We start from the raw sequence: 16,728 nt of genomic DNA, 5'->3' as shown, positions 1-16,728 counted from the left end.
GGTGCAGGAGTTTCATTTTCGACATAACCATCTTACCGCGGGTGAAGTGACTGCCAGCAAAATGCATCGCCTGCACCAGGTTAAGCTCTTTTTTCCGGCTATTTGTCATATCACTCGCGGCACTAAGGTGATAGTTCAGGATGATAACCGCCTGGAGGCGACACGGGATGAGCTCATTATTATCCCGGCCAATACGGCGATGGAGATTATCAATCAGCCTGTAAACGGTCTGTTTCACTCGGATTTGCTGATGTTATCCCCGGAGATCGTCGCCGAGTTTAAGGCGCATTACCTGAAATCCTGGCCGCGCACGACGCTGCATTCGCTCTGCGCCCCGCTGAGCGAGGGGTTGGCGTTTATGTGGGACAATCTGCTGCACGCCGTGCGTCAGGATTTACCGGAGGCGCTACAAAAGCATCAGGCTTTCGGCCTTTTGCTGGCCCTGCTGCACGATGGCGTGGCGGGTCCGCTGCTTGTTGAGCGAAACAGTAACCTGACCGAGCAGGTGCGGCAGTTCATTATGCTGTCGCCCGCCAGAGACTGGACCGCGCAGGACGTTGCCAGCCGTCTGGCCTTAAGCGTGCCGACGCTGCGCAGACGCTTGCGTGAAGAATCGCAGAGTTTTCGCCAGATCGTGGAGGAGGTGAGGATGGCCGTTGCTTTGTCACAGCTCCAGTCAACCCGATTACCGATTGGTGAAATCGCATTACAATGTGGGTATCTTTCCAGCTCTCGTTTCACCGCCCGTTTCCGGCAGCACTATGGCTGTTTGCCGAAAACGCTACGTTAAGGAGAAGAAAAATGTCCAAAGTCTGCATTATTGCCTGGGTTCACGGCGTTGTTCAGGGCGTGGGGTTCCGCTACAGCACCCAGCGCGAAGCGGTTGAGCTTGGGCTCACGGGATACGCGCGAAATAGGGACGACGGCAGCGTTGAGGTGGTCGCCTGCGGCGAAGCGGAGCAGGTCGACAAGCTGGTGGCGTGGCTGAAAGCGGGCGGGCCGCGCAGCGCACGGGTTGATAAGGTGTTAACGGAACCGCATCAACCCGGGCGCGAATACGTAAACTTCGGGATTCGGTATTAAATACACTTCACCGGCTTAGGCAGGCCGGCAATTTTGGTGGCCTGTTTTGCCGGGCCTTTCGGGAACAGACGATACAGATAGCGGCTGTTGCCTTTCTCTTCTCCGAACTTATTGGCCATGGCTTTGACCAGCATGCGGATCGCCGGAGAGGTGTTGAATTCAAGATAGAACTCGCGAACAAAACGCACCACTTCCCAGTGTTCGGGGGAGAGGGTAATCCCTTCGTTTTCCGCAATTTTCTCCGCCAGCGGCTCGCTCCAGAGCGTCGTATCTTTCAGATAGCCTTCGCTATCGGTCTCAATTTCCTGGCCTGCAAAAATGAACATAATCTTCTGTCGTCTGTGAAAAAAACGGCGACAGTGTAGCAAAAAAGCCGCCGAAGGATAAGCCGTGCCCTACAGGAGCAGTTGCAGCAGATTGTTGGCATTAAGCTTTTTCAGCGCGTTGCATTTATGGGTCGAAACCTGCTTCTCAGACATACGCGTCACGATGGCAATGTGGCGTACCGGCAAGCCGGTAAGCATCAGATCGAGCACGTTGAATTCAAGGCCGGTAAGACAGCAGTCAAGACTTCGGACGCGGCGAGGCTCTTTTGCCAGCAAATATGCCGCATCAGCGACGGCGATCCGGTCATCGATGATATAAAGGGTCAACGTACTGAAACGCTTGCGTAAATGCGTCGCCAGCGCCCACCCCTTTTCATTGCAGACCAGATACAGGCTGCCTTGCCAGCGGGCGGCTTCCAGTCTGAGCAAAATGTTAATCAGTGCCTGATGCGTACCCGCCACGGAAAAACGACAGCGTACGACAACCACGCGGCGGGTAAGCAGCGCTGGCTGCCATTGCACGGTGTCGCTTTGGACCTCTGGCTGAACGCCCCGACGCAGCAGCGCGTAGCGCAACCCTTCAGCGTAAAATCGATTATTGTCGAGAATAGCGTAACTCACGGTGACCTCGTTATAACGTGCTGGGCGTATAGATAACGCGCAGCGTGCCGGTATAGTCGCCCGCGTTTTTGCTGCTGGCGGCAAACGCGGGGGTTTTCAGGATAATAGGGGCAGGAATGCACAATACGCTCTCGCGTCCGCCGGGCAGCACGACCTGACGCAGATGCTGCGGATCGTTCGTGCCTTGCCAGACCAGGGTTTTACCGTTCGCGACGGCTTCGGTTGCGCCTGTTATTGGATTGGTGACTGAGACCCGATAATCGAGACGATCCCGCGCATCGGTCTGGCTACCGCCGCGTCGCCTGATTGAAAACGCGCCTTCGGCACGATCCGCTGAGGGGAGTCCGTCATCCTCAAAGCGAAGATAGGCGCGGGTGCTGGTACTGTTTTTGCCGTCGTACAGGCACATATCCAGCGAGTTTTCACCCTGGATCTCACTACCTCCCGGCCGCCCCGGGAAGTTGGTCAGGTTGAGGTTAACGATGGGCGTTGAGTGCGGAAATGCCGGCAGATAAATCTGCTGATTACCCGGATCGACCACCTCAATGCGAATGTTTGCCTGCCACCTGGCGATGGTGAGGTAGCCAGGGCATCCGACGTTTACGTCATTGAAGTTTCCGCCACAGTCGGCGCTCCCCCATTGACGCAGGTTCTGCTTCAGCGTTGCGGTCCAGATCCCCGGCAGGGCGAGCTTATCCAGTTCGCTTTTCACAATATAGAAATCGAAATAGGGCTCTCTGTTCCAGGCGCTGAGATCGCCCGTTCCCCCTGTGACAAAACTGGCGAAGGTAAAGACTTTATTGTTGATAAACATGTAGTGATCGCCATATACCTTGATATCCACCGTCTTGCTGGTGAGGGCATGCGTGAAACGTAAATTGATGGCATAGGGCGAGGCCGGGTTAGCTGAGAACCAGACCGGCGAGTTCATGCAGGCCCCGTTCGTGGTATCAGTCCGGGACTCACAGGTCAGGGTATTACGTCCCCACTTTTGCGGGTCGGCGAGGTCATAGCCGCCCGATTCATGAAACCAGATATCGAAACGCGCAGGCGGTGCCGTACGATCGAAGCTGATCCCAACGCTGGTGTTTCGTCCCGCAGGGGCGCCCGCCAGCGCCTGGCCTGTCCACAGGCTTAAGAACAGTAAAATAAAGAAGCACTTAATCACATCATTTCCCTTTAGTGAGGTTGTCGGCGTTCATGGCAGTTGGACCGGCAGGTACCGATCGTCCGGCGAGCATCAGCTGCGCCTGCTGCTGGACGGCATCCGGCAGGGCGGAGAAGGTTAACTCCCGGCAAGGAATTGAGCCGACATAGCGCACCACGTCGCGCATACTTTTCACGTTGAGTTCGCACTGATAAAACTGCTGCTGGCGCACCAGGTAGAGGTTATGCAGCAGGGCATCGCTCTGGGCGCTGAATCCGCCGTTGCCGAGATCGCTCCAGCCGTTAACGTTCAGCGGCACGCCACCGATAAACGGCGAATGACGCTCGTCGGTTAACTGGCCGAGCCAGGTGTAGCTTGCGGTGGTTTGTACATCCCGACGCAGCAGTTTGCCAGGCACCATAAACAGCGTTCTGCTGCCTGAACCTTGCGTGATCTCACTGCTGGCTCCCCGGGATACGTCCAGCGATTCGTTAATCGTCAACGTTGTCTGCTGGTAGCCCGGCACTGCGAAGAGGGCGCGGCTATTGCCCGGAATGTCTGCGCTCCCGCTGTTATCCAGCGACACGGCAACGCTAGGAGCCTGGGTATCTTCCGGTGTAGCAACGTTAACCGCGACGGCGGAAGCAGGACGACCGTCGCTCCAGCGGCCGAGCCACAGGCCAGAACGCGACAGCGCAAGGGTCGAGCTGTAGTTGCCGCTGCTGCTCAGCGTATGGCGCCTGTCCTGACGATCCCAGGCGTCGCTGACGGTCAGACTGCCGTTGCCGTATCGCCCGCCCTGGCGCGTATAGGCTGAGGTATTCAGCGAGTCGCTGTTAATGCCCGACGCGCTCAGACCATACTCGTTTTCACCGCGTGCATCGGCGTACCAGTTATGCGCCACGTTGTAGCTCAGCTGATTTTTTTCACGCTGCTGGTGCTGCCAGGTCGCGCCCATAGAGGTATAGCTCGAGGCATCACCCTGACGGTTATGCGCCATGGACAGGCTCACGCTCAGGTAGCCGCCTTTGTCCCTGCCGTCGTGGGCGTCATCGTGACGCATGAACAGGTTAATGCTGCTGTTAATGTTGAGGCCTCGGGTGCTAAAGGCATTGCTCAGCCCTCCCTGCCAGGCGCGCGAGCGCGAGCGGGTCATATAGACCGATTCCCACGGCAAACCCGCATCGTGGCGGTCGTCGCTGTCCGGGAGCTCCCGACGTGAAACGTACCGTCCTTCGTTGCGGTTATCCGAATATCCGAGGCTCGCATACCAGGCGCCGACAGGGACGGAAAACATCACCGAGAGGGTGCGATAACAGCCGTTCACGGCGTCAAACCCCGCGCTTCGGGTGTTGCAGTTTTCCGCTGATAGCGCGTTACGATAGAGGCTCAGTGAAAAACCGTCGTTGTAGCTGATTTGCTGAATATTGCCGCGCTGGCCTTCGCTGCCGTAAAGGTAGCTAAACCGGGTACTGAGCACGCCGTCGATCGGGCCCGCGTTGAAGCCCCGGCTCCAGTCGAGCGCATTTTCCAGGAAACGCTGGTTTTTCTTTATCGTTGCTCCGCTGGTCAGCGCCAGGGTCGGGGTGACGGGCAGGCGCACACCCGCCTGCGCAACCGCGCTGCGTTCTTCGTTCCGATCGCTATTGTCGGTTTCACCCGCCTGCAGGAACCACTCGACGCGGTCAAATGGCGTAATGCCGGTTCGGGTAAACGGCACCTGCTCGGTACGCGTCAGCCGGTTATTTTCATAGACCGACAGCGTGACGGTGTAGCTCCCGTCCGGAAACGATCGCGTGTCGAGGGTTTGCGCCCCGGCATTCAGATAAAAGCTGGCCAGCAGCTGATTGCCACGGCGGGCGTCGATACGCGCGTCATGGGAAAGCAGTACGGTGACAGGAGTTCCCTTTGACTGCTGAACCGGATTCATCCACGCCCGTGTTGAACCCGTGCGCAGACCGCGAATTTTGCCCAGCGGCAGCTGGCTGAGGTTGATATTCCCGCCGGCATTACTGAACAGATCGCGGGTATCCATCTCGCCCAGCTGGACATAGTACTGACGCAGGATATCCTGGCGGAACCAGGCGTTGTTGACGGTGATTTCCTGTTGCTGCTGGCGCCTTGAACGCTGTCCCAGCCAGGTCCAGTCGAGGTTAACATAGCCGTCCTGCGTGAGCGCCAGCGCGCCATTGCCCTGTACGGTGGCTGACTGATAATCCCTGTCGGCAACAAAATTAATATTCTGCTGATGGATCAGCGCATTTTCGGTGTCCTGCGTGGGCTGATACCACTGATTTTCCGCGGTGGCTTTAGGCAGAAATTTCTTGTCCAAAAACAGGCTAATACGGGCGTTATTCTCGTCATAGATAATGGCCGCGCGGTCGGTATCAATGTAATCGCAGCCCGCTGCGGAGCCGTTGCTGCTGCAGGCCTGGTTGCCGTTACGGGCAAGCGGAACGGCCAGCGCGGCAGACACGGTGCCAACGAGAGCAGGGTCGTCGTTAAACCGGCGTTTGATGGCCGCCACAACGGTTTCAGGTGCGACAAAACTGACCGTTTCAAGCGTGATATCCGTTTCAAAAAGTCCAAGCGACTCGCCGTAGAGGTTGACCTCTGTCCACAGGCGCTGCGTTTTCGCCAGATCTTCAAAACCTGCCGGGACGGCCATCCCGGCGCAGGCGAGTTGGATGGATGCGGGTAACAAAGCAACAAAGAGGAGAGTATTTCTGTGAAACGCCATGAACGAGCCTCGACATCATCCTGACGTCAGAGGGTGGGCACCCTCTGACGTTATTCCTTAGGTGCTGTGGTGTTACGCACCGCCTTCCGTGGTAGTCGCCTGCGTCAGCATCAGGCTGACAACGCCGCTGTACTGACCGGTTTTCAGAATGCCTTTGGTGGTCTGAGAAATGGTCAGCGGCAGTACCGCTGAACCGTTTTCAATGCTTCCCGGGAACAGTTCGGTACCGGTATATTCCACATCGGCGGTAGAGAGGGTTTTGTCGCCCAGCTTCACCGTCATTGGGATGGTCTCAGCACCGTCGGCATTTGCCAGCTTCGCGGCGCTTACCAGACGGACTTTCACGTTGCTGGTGGCGGAGTTAGACCACACCTTGGTATTCAGGCGATAGCTTTCCAGACCGCGGCCAGGCAGATACTGCATATCGATGCTTGCCGGCAGCGGCGTGTTATCGGCCTGGGTCATGTCCAGCTGTGAATCAACGCTGGCGTTGACGGTAATATCTTTTTGGATCGCCAGCGCGCTAACGGACGTGGTCATCGCGGCAACAATCATCAGAGGTTTAAAGTACTTACGCATTGATATCTCCATATTTACAAATGAGCACCCTGGCTCTTTAAACAAACCCTTTGGGGTCTTTACGGTAACGTCGTGTTATTGCACGACGGGTAAATCAGCTTCTTCAGCGGTTTTATTCACCCAGTTGAAGTAGCGGAATTTATATTTCTGGCCTTGTGTATTTGTGAGCGTTTTTAATTTCCGTTCGGTATCCGGATAAATCGTCGCGTCTTCTTTAACCCATTTACACGACGAATCTGCGTCACAAATACCGATCTCTCTCAGCGGCACGCGCAGCGTACCGTTGTTTTTTAACGTGCCCCTGCGAGGGTCTATCGAGAGTGAAACCACACTTTTTTCCGGGGCGAGGTGGATCAGGGCGCCCCAGATCACATTGACGCCCAATGTCGCCGTCGCAGCCGGGCTTTCTGCCTTGCCGGGAATAATGCTGTCAGGCTGCTTTACCCCTTCAAAATAGACGCGCCAGGTGGTCTCTTTTTCCGGTGGCGTAAGCGATACCAGACGAACGACGCGCATGGCGCCTGCCGCGAGGGCAAATTTTTCGGGCGTGACAACAACGCCGCCTTCTTTCCACGAGGCCACATCAATCTCTTTTTCCTGGGCCGTGCCGGGATTAAGAATTTTCTTTTGCCTCACCCGAATGAACTGAATATCATCCGTTTTCGACGCTACCTTAATTTGCGCCGCACCGGACCTGTCCACATTCAGTTCCATGGGGTACACGCTCATATTGGCCATTGCCATTTCTGAGAAAAATGGCAATGACAGCGCGGCGACATAAAAGGCGGTTGTCATGTTCACTCTATTTTTCTGTTTCACATTCAGTCTGCCTGCTCTGAGTTCATCGGCGGCGCGTTAACACCAGGACACCGTCTGCTTTCGTATTGCTTCAGGGCAGGGAAACTTTAACCAGAACAGCGGTTTGTGAAAATTTGTATTAATTAACTCGTTAAATACAGGTTTTTATCCTGCTTTTCTGTCTTTAAGGTTGTATAGTTAAGCGAAAATACCGCGGCCAGGGATAGGAAGAAAATTCCTTCTGATGAAAAAATAAGCAGGTCAGGAGGCGGTTTTCATGTCGATGTACCAGGGATTAAAAAAGCATGCGGTAACAGCCGAGAATAAAAGATGTTTTTTATATGCAATAATTCGTTGTTATTCGATCCTGAAGCACATGCAATAAGTCTTGTTGGACAACCAGAATCTGTATTAACGCTTTCGGCGCCAGCCGTGCGGCTTTTGCAGGAATTTATAAAACACAAAGGGCACGACCTGAGTCGGGAGGAATTGATCACTCGCGTTTGGGAGGAATTTGGCTTTACGCCATCGGGAAATAATCTCAATAAAGCGGTAAGCGAATTACGTAAAAGCTTCCAGTCTCTGGGAGAGGGGCACGAATTTATTGTGACCGTACCCCGTTACGGATTTCGCTTTGATGCTGAGGTGATTTTTCAGCCTGGAGAGAATATTCCATCCGTCGATCCGCAGCCCTCGGTCGCACCGCAAGAAGTAAAGCCTCAACGCGCCTCCATTAAAAAATGGGCGATTGTGGCCGTATTGATCGTCGCTGCGCTGGGGACGAGTCTCTACTTTAGCCGACAGCAGGGGATTTTCATTCCGGCGAAACTCAAGCCGGTTAAGGAAAAAATCGCCAGTTGCAGCATCTGGATTATCAACGATCACGGACGACCGCTGGTGCTATCGAAATTAGCGGAGCGGCTGGAGGCTAATAACGTGGCGTGCGGACGGGAGGAGTACGACATTTATTATTTCAGCGCCCGTTTTACTATTTCCGCTGCAGATGAGGTGTTTATTGGTGCCTGTCCGGTCAGCAAAACCAGCCTGTGTAAAACCATACGTTATAAAAGCGGGGCACAAAAATGAAAATAAAACTTCTTTTTGGCGTGGGCGGTGTACTGGTTGGTTGTTCGCTGGCATTTTTTTACTATTCCGGCAGCGTGGGTAAAAAGGATGTGCTGGCCTGCAGCACTGAATTTAATTTCACGCGCAATGAGGGAAAAGCCAGTGAAGTGAAGGTCAATACCGTTGCCCAGTTCTATTTTCATCGGGACGGTACCGGGTTGACCACCTATAAAGGCGCGGCAAGGGCTGGCGGGCAATGTTTGATCGTTGACAGGGATGTGGATTTTACCTGGCAGCAGCGGGACGATGATAACGTCATCGTATTGAGCTACACCAAAACCTGGCGTCGGCACAATGACAATACGCCTGATGCTCAGTGGGGTAGCTTCGCCAATCCGACCGCACGCTACTACCTGACGATCTCTGAACTCTCGCCTTCCGTGTGGCTGATTCAGGACCGGCGCTATCCCACCTATATTTGCCGGGGTGAGTAGGGCATAAAAAAAGGAGAATGCCACAGGCATTCTCCTTTTTCGTATCCGTTGTGCTTAATCGCGGCTGGCGAAGCCCAGGATGCTCAGCAGGCTGACGAAGATGTTGTACAGCGACACATACAGGCTCACGGTGGCGCGGATATAGTTCGTTTCGCCGCCGCGAATGATGTTGCTGGTTTCAAACAGGATCGCGCCTGAAGAAATCAGAATAAACACGGCGCTGATTGCCAGATGCAGGGCAGGCAGCTGCAGGAAGATGTTTGCCACCATGCCCACCAGCACTACCACAACACCCGCCATCAGCATACCGCCGAGGAAGGACATGTCCTTACGCGTGGTCAGCACGTAGGCCGAGCAGCAGAAGAACACCAGCGCGGTGCCGCCCAGCGCCATGCCGATAAGGTCACCCATACCGGCAGACAGATACGCATTCAGCATCGGCCCCAGGATGTAGCCCAGGAAGCCGGTGAAAGCAAACGCGGACAGGATGCCGACGGGCTTGTCAGCGGTTTTGTAGGTCAGGAACATCAGACCATACATACCCACCAGCGTCAGGATCAGCCCCGGAGACGGCAGCATCAGCACGGTGCTGGCGGTGGCGGTGATCGCTGAGAAAGCCAGCGTCAGGCTGAGCATGAAATAGGTATTGCGCAGCACCTTGTGGGTGCTGAGTAGCGATGTGCGGTCGCGTGAAGAAGTAATTATACGATCCATGAGTCACTCTCTTATGACAGATGTAATTAGTGGAAAGAATAGGAAACGGCACGCCAGTCTCAAAGTGGTTTTACCCATCTTTACTCAGCACGTTAGCGCTGGAGTCGGTTATTTCTTCTGCAGAAATCCGTTTCGCCAGTATGAACAACGGTTTGCGACAATTTACCAGATCAAGCTCTTATAGGTTACTGAAAAATATTGCGTTATTACCATTCGAACGCTAAGAGTTATTTCCGGATCGTCATAAAACAGACTATAAGGCGAAGGAAATGAAACCACAAACACGCACTCACTTTACGCTCTCTTTGTTAACCGCAGGGATCCTGTGCGCCAGCACGGCAGCCTGGGCGGCTAACGTGCCGGCAGGAACCGCGCTGGCCGACAAACAGGAACTGGTCAGAAACAACGGCAGTGAACCGGCTTCGCTCGACCCGCATAAAGTCGAAAGCGATGTCGAATTCAATATTATCAGTGATTTATTCGAAGGGCTGGTGGGCGTCTCCCCGGCAGGAGAAGTCCAACCGCGACTGGCGGAAAAATGGGAGAACAAGGACAACACCGTCTGGACGTTCCATTTGCGCCCGGGCATCACCTGGAGTGACGGCACGGCGATTACCGCTGAGGATGTGGTCTGGAGCTGGCAGCGCCTGATCGATCCGAAAACGGCTTCGCCGTATGCCAGCTATCCGGGCAACATGCATATCGTCAACGCGGCCGATATTGCTCAGGGGAAAAAAGCGCCCGATACGCTGGGCGTAAAAGCGATTAACGACACCACGCTGGAAGTGACGCTCACGCAGCCAAACGCGGCCTTCCTCGCGATGCTGGCGCACCCGTCGCTGGTGCCGGTGGATAAAGTGCTGATTGGCCGCTTCGGGGATAAGTGGACCAAGCCGGAGCATTTCGTGAGCAGCGGGGCGTATAAGCTGTCGCAGTGGGTGGTCAACGAACGCATCGTGGCAGAGCGCAACCCGCGCTACTGGGATAACGCGCATACCGTGATTAACAAAGTCACCTACCTGCCCATCACGTCCGAGGCCTCGGATGTGAACCGCTATAAGGCGGGCGAAATTGACATCGTGTACACGGTGCCGATTAACCAGTTTGCCCAGCTCAAGAAAACCCTCGGCAGCGAGCTGGACGTTTCACCTCAGCTTGCGACCTATTATTACGAATTCAATACCACCCGGCCGCCGTTTAACGACGCGCGCGTGCGTAAGGCGCTCAACATGGCGCTGGATAAAGACATCATTGCCGGAAAAGTATTAGGGCAGGGGCAGCGCCCGGCGTGGCTCATCAGCCAGCCGGATATCGGCGGCGTGAAGCTACAGAACCCGGATTACGCCAGCTGGCCGCTGGACAAGCGCATCGCGGAGGCGAAAAAGCTGCTGAACGAGGCCGGATATAACGCCAGCCATCCTCTGAGCTTCAACCTGCTCTACAACACCTCTGAATCGCACCAGCGCATCGCGATTGCGGCCAGCTCCATGTGGAAGAAAAACCTTGGCGTGGAGGCAAAGCTGCAAAACCAGGAGTGGAAAACCATGCTGGATACCATGCACACCCACAACTTTGACGCGGTGCGGTACGCGTGGATTGCCGATTACGACGATGCGGCGACCTTCCTGAACAACTTCCGCACGGGAGACAGCGAAAACACCAGCCAGTACAGCAATCCGGAATACGATCGCGCGCTGCTCAATGCCGCAAAAGCCAAATCAGCGGAAGAGCGGGGTAAGTTCTACCAGCAGGCGGAAGATCTGCTGGGGCGTGATGTGCCAGCTATTCCGGTTTATCACTACGTCCGCACGCACCTGGTGAAACCGTGGGTAGGCGGATTTACGCCGGATAAGCTGGGGTACTATTTCACGAAAGACATGTACATCAAAAAACACTAGGCCTGTGCTGATAAAATCGTCGATGTGTCGTCAGTTCAACCGATTAAACACGTTTTGACTATTTTTACAGCGAACGAGTGCAGCCACTCTTTACAGCTCGCGGTGAGGTGTTTATAGTTCGCCTCACTTAGGAAGTGTGGCCGAGCGGTTGAAGGCACCGGTCTTGAAAACCGGCGACCCGAAAGGGTTCCAGAGTTCGAATCTCTGCGCTTCCGCCAGATATAAACCCCAGGTTACTCGTTAACCTGGGGTTTTTCTTTTGCCTTAACGCGAGTTTGTCTGTCACCAGATTCTGGCCATTCCTTCGCTTTCCGGGCGAACGAGCGTAAAACCAAATTTTGCATAAAGCTCAGGCACATCCGCCATTAAACAAACGTAGGCCCCTTTACAGGCATGGGTATCCAGCCAGGCTACAAGCGTTTCCATAATGACTCTGCCAAGCCCTTTCCCCTGATAAAGGGGATCAACGGCGACATCGACAATATCGAAATTCAACGCACCGTCCCCCACGATTCGCCCCATACCCACTGGTTTACCCTCATAAAGAATATGCATGCCGTAACAGCTGCCAGGCAGTGCTTTCCGGGCTGCCTCCAGAGGACGAGGGCTGAGGCCCGAGATTTCGCGCAGCCGACAAAACGCTTCTGCAGTGGGGACGGTCTCAACAACGGTATAGTTATCAGGCATAAAAAAGCTCCAGTCAGTGTCCATCAGGGGATCCCAGTCTGGCAGTAAAACTGACTAAACACGATTTTTAGGATCGATCCGCCTCACACTTTTAAGACTCTGCTATTTCCCTGTAAAAAACAGGCGTTATCATTCATCCCGTAAATATATTGCTATCTCTTACCGAGGCTTTGATGCTGGAGAATGTTTTCATCAGATAATCAGTTTCCCGCCCTTTTCAGGACGGACTGGTTATCGCTGCGCTTAAACCTTACGCGCGCACCTGCGGGTGTGGGCTCGTTTTTACGCATGATGATTACACAGGTTTTCCAGTATGAATTTATCCCGTCAGGAACAACGCACCTTACACGTTCTCGCTAAAGGTGGACGTATTGTGCACGTCCGCGACAGCTCTGGCCGCGTCATTTCCGTTGAGTGCTACACCCGTGAAGGGCTGGTGCTGAGCGACTGCACGCTTAGCGTCTTTAAAAAACTCCGCACCAAAAAGCTGATCCGTTCCGTGAACGGGCAGCCTTACCGCATCAACACTACCGGGCTTAACAACGTTCGCGCCCAGCTGGATAATCGCTAAGCGGAATAAACAACGCCACCCGCGGGTGGCGTTCATGCATTGAACTGGGCAATTCAGGGATATCGTTGCGGATGCAGGAATGTTGGCCGGGTAAGCGCAGCGCCACCCGGCAATAAAGGCGACGTTTAAGAGCGGATAAAGGCCAGAATGTCCGCGTTGATGGTATCCGCGTGCGTGGTATGCATCCCGTGCGGGAAGCCCGGATAAATTTTCAGTACGCTGTTCGCCAGCAGCTTGTCCTGCAGCAGGGCTGCATTCTTATACGGCACGACCTGATCGTCATCGCCCTGCAACACCAGAACGGGAACCGTGATGGTTTTTAGATCCTCCGTCTGGTCGGTCTCTGAAAATGCCTTAATCCCCTCGTAGTGGGCCTTGGCGCTGCCGATCATTCCCTGACGCCACCAGTTTTGAATCGTGCCCTGTGAAACGTCCGCGCCATCCCGATTAAAGCCGTAGAAAGGGCCGCTGGCGACGTCGAGGTAAAACTGGGCGCGATTAGCCGCCAGCGCTTTGCGGAAGCCGTCGAAAACCTCGATGGGCGTTCCGCCGGGGTTACTGTCCGTTTTGACCATCAGCGGCGGCACGGCGCTGACGAGCACCGCTTTGGCGACGCGCCCCTGCGGTTGCCCGTACTGCGCAACATAGCGGGCGACCTGTCCGCCGCCGGTGGAGTGACCGACGTGCACGGCATTGCGCAGGTCCAGGCTTTCAACCACGGCTGACGCGTCGGCCGCGTAATGATCCATATCGTGGCCTTCACTTACCTGGTCCGAACGCCCGTGACCACGACGATCGATAGCGATAACGCGATAGCCTTCTGCGAGGAAGAAGAGCATCTGGTTATCCCAGTCATCGGCACTTAGCGGCCAGCCGTGGTGGAAAACGATGGGTTGAGCCTCTTTTGGGCCCCAGTCTTTGTAGTAAATATTGACGCCGTCTTTCGTTGTTACGAATGCCATACCGCAGACTCCTCTGTTAAAGGCAAAACGTTCCCCGGCTGAGCGCACAGCGAATCATTAATGCCTTAATTAAGTTGGCTTTTTTCTCTTTCCCGTACCGACAGTACTCCTAAAGTGTAGGAGAAATAGTAAAAGCAGTCGGTTTCATTCCTGTGAAAAGGAGCAGAACAGCGTTCAGGGGGAGGGGGAACGAATGAAGGCTCTGGAGAGATCCTCCTGAGCCTTCAGGGCAGCATTAACAGCAGGGGCGTTTAGCGGTTTTCTTCAATATAGCGGGCCAGGTCCGCCGGAGTTTTTAGCACCGTCGCCACGTCAGTTGGTGGGATCATGCAGCCGTAAATGTCCTGCACTTCCAGCACCATATCGACCGCCAGGATGGAGTCGAGAATGTCGGATTCAATCAGTTCATCGTGAAAGCCCACCTTACGGGATAACACTTTTTCGAACAGGGCGAGAATTTCTTGTTCCATAATTTTTCCTGGAGTCATTAATTTGTGCGGGCGTAAGCGTCCAGCAGCTTGCGGTCAATTTTGCCGTTAGGATTCAGCGGCAAAGCGTCTTTTACGATAATTTGTGAAGGCACCATATAGTGCGGAACGACCTTCGACAGCGACGTTTTGATGGTGTCCGGCGCCATATCCGTCACGCAGAACGCGGCAATGCGCAGCACGCTGCCGCAGGATTTCATCAGCGGCAGGACCACCGCTTCGTTGATGCCGGACATGGCCAGCAGGCGGTTCTCGATCTCGTTGATTTCAATACGGTAGCCGTTCAGTTTGACCTGGCTGTCGTTGCGGCCCTGACAGTAGATCAGCCCCGCCTCATAGCCCAGATCGCCGGTCCGGTAGCCGCGAAACGCTTCATCTTCCCGACGGAGTAATTTCGCCGCGTTCTCCTGCGGCAGGCCGAGATAGCCGCGCATGACGTTTTTACCCCAGATAATCAGCTCGCCGTCGGCGGAAATTTCCATTTTGCTCTCAGGCATCATGACCCCCACCGGCAGCACGGCGCTGTCGCTGTTCAGGATCGCATCCGTGATTTCAACCACGGTCGTCGCAATCGTCGCTTCCGTAGGGCCATACGAGTTAATGATTTTGGCCTGCGGGAAGCGGCGGCGAAGCTGTTTAACCAGCGCTTTATTGAGCACTTCACCAATGAAGATAAAGACGTTGAGCGCGGGCAAATACTCGCTGTTGAACTGCGGGGAAAGCAGCTGCTGGTATGCAAAAGAAGGGGTGGAAACCCAGGCGGAGACCGCGTTGCTTTTCAGTCGCTCCAGCCAGTTCTCTTTCTGAATGTCCTCTTTGGCGTTCAGCACGATGTGTCCGCCCATCGCCAGATTCGCCAGCAAAGGGATCAGGGAGAGGTCAAAGCTGAATACCGCGTGGTTCATCAGGACCGGTTTTTCCGGCAGTGAAAAGTCCTGGCTGACCCATTTCATGAAGTGCCATACGCTTTCACGCCCAATCTGTACGCCTTTAGGTTTACCGGTGCTGCCTGAAGTAAACATGATGTAGGCCAGATCCTGCTCCTCCAGTACCTTGCCCGGTTCCCCGGTGGCGATGAACTGCCGGGTCACGACGTCGTAATAGTAAGGGGCGCTGGCCAGATGGCAGATCTCCCGAAGGCGCTCCTGCGGATAGATGCAGTCCACCGGGATGTACGGAATGTTGTGCAGCAGGCAGCTATAAATTGCCACGGCGAACTCGGCCTGCTGGTGACCGTACAATACGACCGGCGTACCGGCAACAGGCTGGCAGCGCTGATAGCGCTGCGCCCAGTCCGTCACGGCAGCGGAAAGCTGTAGCCAGCTTAAGGCTTCGTCGCTGCCGCTGATGACCAGCTGCTGCGGGGAGGCGGGATCGCACAATGCCGCACGTAAGAAATCCTGCAGTTCCTGAAGATCGGAGTGATTTTTCATAGAGGTGACATTCCACTAAAGATGTAAAGGGATCCCGCGGCGCTTCCCAGCGTCAGAATTCGCCCTAAAAACGCAACGGCCGGATACTGCAGGCCGCGGTGCAATGCCGGGCTGCGTTTGGCTGACCACAGCAGCATATTGTGAGCGACGGAAATCGCGCCAAACAGCGCGCCGCTGATGACGTAATGGCGTTCCAGGCCATTCCATGCCCCCATGCAGAATAAGGTGCAAAAAATACCGATATTTTGCGCCAGCGTTTTGTTCTGACGGAAAAAGTTCAATTTCATCAGGTTCATATAAACGGGCATAAACACCACATCGCGCAGCCATTCAGACAGGCTGATGTGGAAGCGGCGCCAGAAATCCTGCGGGTTCTTTGCCAGAAGCGGCATGTTGAAGTTTGCCGGAATATTGAGTCCAAACAGGCGGCCTGCGCCGATGGCCATATTGCTGTAGCCCGCAAAATCAAAGTACAGGTAGGTGCTGTAGGCAATCGACATCACCACGCCCACGGTCAGCGTAAACGGCTTATGGCTCCAGGGTTGCACGACAAGCGAATCAATCAGCATGGCAAACAGGAACTTCTGGACAATGCCGGTAATGATTTGCTCCAGCGCGACTAAAAACTGTTCGCGGTTAAGGGCAAATACGGGCTTGCTGACGTCACTCATCCACGTCCGCCAGCGGTACATTGGGCCGGCCAGGATAATAAAGGGCATAAACAGATAACAGAAATAGTGCAGGAAATTCTGACCTTCTTTTTTACTGCGATAGAGCAGCACGTCCAGCGCGCGGAACGTCATAAAAGAGAGGCCGATCATGCCCCAGTGGTTATTTAAATGTAATTTCACCAGCAGTAGCGGCAATAATGTCAGAACGACCGCCTGCCACGTTTTTAACCATCCCTTCTCTTTAAGCGTGGCAAAAACATAAAAGCTGAAAAAAACGGCGGCGGGGACAATATAATCGCCCTGAAATATATATCCCCATCCCAGCGCCGTTAACACCGAGAGCGCAGATAACCAGGTCAGACGATGGCGCAATACGCGATTAACCAGCGCAAACGCCAGCGCGGATGAAAACAAATAAACAAAAAACATTCCTGAGCTGTACATCATTCGG

General features: G+C 54.6%; 18 protein-coding genes and 1 tRNA gene. 7 read left to right on the top strand and 12 right to left on the bottom strand.

What is annotated here, in order from left to right:
- Window position 1: 1 nt before the first annotated feature.
- Together AC27FC_RS12455 and yccX are read left to right on the top strand one after the other, a co-directional pair.
- Window positions 2–790, top strand: a complete 789-nt coding sequence (locus tag AC27FC_RS12455; RefSeq protein WP_094934915.1) for an AraC family transcriptional regulator — start codon at window positions 2–4, stop codon at window positions 788–790.
- An 11-nt stretch (window positions 791–801) separates the two neighbouring features.
- Complete coding sequence (gene yccX / locus AC27FC_RS12450; protein WP_032658146.1) at window positions 802–1,083, top strand: acylphosphatase; 282 nt, start codon at window positions 802–804, stop codon at window positions 1,081–1,083.
- Here the strand turns inward: yccX and tusE are convergent.
- From tusE to AC27FC_RS12420, 6 genes are all read right to left on the bottom strand, one after another.
- Window positions 1,080–1,409, bottom strand: coding sequence for a sulfurtransferase TusE (tusE, locus tag AC27FC_RS12445; protein ID WP_008499913.1), 330 nt, complete (start codon window positions 1,407–1,409; stop codon window positions 1,080–1,082). The genes yccX and tusE overlap by 4 nt on opposite strands.
- Window positions 1,410–1,478: 69 nt before the next feature.
- A complete protein-coding gene (locus AC27FC_RS12440) occupies window positions 1,479–2,030 on the bottom strand; it encodes a LuxR C-terminal-related transcriptional regulator (RefSeq protein ID WP_047061513.1) in 552 nt (183 codons plus the stop codon).
- A 10-nt stretch (window positions 2,031–2,040) separates the two neighbouring features.
- A complete protein-coding gene (locus tag AC27FC_RS12435) occupies window positions 2,041–3,198 on the bottom strand; it encodes a CblD like pilus biogenesis initiator family protein (protein ID WP_196354644.1) in 1,158 nt (385 codons plus the stop codon).
- 1 nt (window position 3,199) lies between these two features.
- The gene (locus AC27FC_RS12430) at window positions 3,200–5,917 is read right to left on the bottom strand and encodes a TcfC E-set like domain-containing protein (RefSeq protein WP_487160224.1); all 2,718 of its coding nucleotides are present in this window, start codon (window positions 5,915–5,917) and stop codon (window positions 3,200–3,202) included.
- Between the two features lie 72 nt (window positions 5,918–5,989).
- The gene (locus AC27FC_RS12425) at window positions 5,990–6,496 is read right to left on the bottom strand and encodes a CS1 type fimbrial major subunit (protein ID WP_021240847.1); all 507 of its coding nucleotides are present in this window, start codon (window positions 6,494–6,496) and stop codon (window positions 5,990–5,992) included.
- 75 nt (window positions 6,497–6,571) lie between these two features.
- The gene (locus tag AC27FC_RS12420) at window positions 6,572–7,315 is read right to left on the bottom strand and encodes a fimbrial protein (protein WP_045142968.1); all 744 of its coding nucleotides are present in this window, start codon (window positions 7,313–7,315) and stop codon (window positions 6,572–6,574) included.
- Between the two features lie 309 nt (window positions 7,316–7,624).
- Between AC27FC_RS12420 and AC27FC_RS12415 the strand changes: the two genes are divergently transcribed.
- Window positions 7,625–8,380, top strand: coding sequence for a winged helix-turn-helix domain-containing protein (locus AC27FC_RS12415; protein WP_182931776.1), 756 nt, complete (start codon window positions 7,625–7,627; stop codon window positions 8,378–8,380).
- Window positions 8,377–8,853: a hypothetical protein gene (locus tag AC27FC_RS12410; protein WP_033145135.1), complete on the top strand. Its 477-nt coding sequence runs from the start codon at window positions 8,377–8,379 to the stop codon at window positions 8,851–8,853. The genes AC27FC_RS12415 and AC27FC_RS12410 overlap by 4 nt, the downstream gene beginning before the upstream one ends.
- A gap of 54 nt (window positions 8,854–8,907) precedes the next feature.
- On the opposite strand, the gene yccA is transcribed toward AC27FC_RS12410, so the two are convergent.
- Window positions 8,908–9,567, bottom strand: coding sequence for an FtsH protease modulator YccA (gene yccA, locus AC27FC_RS12405; RefSeq protein ID WP_023335168.1), 660 nt, complete (start codon window positions 9,565–9,567; stop codon window positions 8,908–8,910).
- Between the two features lie 269 nt (window positions 9,568–9,836).
- On the opposite strand from yccA, the gene AC27FC_RS12400 reads away from it, so the two are divergent.
- Complete coding sequence (locus tag AC27FC_RS12400; RefSeq protein WP_196354640.1) at window positions 9,837–11,465, top strand: ABC transporter substrate-binding protein; 1,629 nt, start codon at window positions 9,837–9,839, stop codon at window positions 11,463–11,465.
- A 130-nt stretch (window positions 11,466–11,595) separates the two neighbouring features.
- Window positions 11,596–11,683: transfer RNA gene (locus tag AC27FC_RS12395), tRNA-Ser, on the top strand.
- A gap of 64 nt (window positions 11,684–11,747) precedes the next feature.
- On the opposite strand, the gene AC27FC_RS12390 is transcribed toward AC27FC_RS12395, so the two are convergent.
- The gene (locus AC27FC_RS12390; protein ID WP_033146518.1) at window positions 11,748–12,152 is read right to left on the bottom strand and encodes a GNAT family N-acetyltransferase; all 405 of its coding nucleotides are present in this window, start codon (window positions 12,150–12,152) and stop codon (window positions 11,748–11,750) included.
- Window positions 12,153–12,465: 313 nt separating this feature from the next.
- On the opposite strand from AC27FC_RS12390, the gene AC27FC_RS12385 reads away from it, so the two are divergent.
- A complete protein-coding gene (locus AC27FC_RS12385; protein WP_232959933.1) occupies window positions 12,466–12,723 on the top strand; it encodes a YjhX family toxin in 258 nt (85 codons plus the stop codon).
- Window positions 12,724–12,848: 125 nt separating this feature from the next.
- On the opposite strand, the gene AC27FC_RS12380 is transcribed toward AC27FC_RS12385, so the two are convergent.
- From AC27FC_RS12380 to AC27FC_RS12365, 4 genes are all read right to left on the bottom strand, one after another.
- A complete protein-coding gene (locus AC27FC_RS12380) occupies window positions 12,849–13,685 on the bottom strand; it encodes an alpha/beta fold hydrolase (protein WP_032658141.1) in 837 nt (278 codons plus the stop codon).
- Window positions 13,686–13,936: 251 nt separating this feature from the next.
- Window positions 13,937–14,155 carry an acyl carrier protein gene (locus AC27FC_RS12375; protein ID WP_047061519.1) on the bottom strand — a complete coding sequence of 73 codons (219 nt, stop codon included), beginning with the start codon at window positions 14,153–14,155 and terminating at the stop codon, window positions 13,937–13,939.
- Between the two features lie 17 nt (window positions 14,156–14,172).
- Window positions 14,173–15,606 carry an AMP-binding protein gene (locus tag AC27FC_RS12370; protein WP_196354637.1) on the bottom strand — a complete coding sequence of 478 codons (1,434 nt, stop codon included), beginning with the start codon at window positions 15,604–15,606 and terminating at the stop codon, window positions 14,173–14,175.
- Entirely contained in the window at window positions 15,603–16,721 is a 1,119-nt protein-coding gene (locus AC27FC_RS12365; RefSeq protein WP_196354808.1) for an MBOAT family O-acyltransferase, read from the bottom strand. Before AC27FC_RS12365 ends, AC27FC_RS12370 begins: the two co-directional genes overlap by 4 nt.
- Window positions 16,722–16,728: the final 7 nt, after the last annotated feature.

This window comes from Enterobacter sp. C3_dUdeg, from assembly GCF_057536195.1.
Note: the sequence above shows the minus strand (reverse complement) of the source record. Positions and strands in the feature narration are given on the sequence as shown.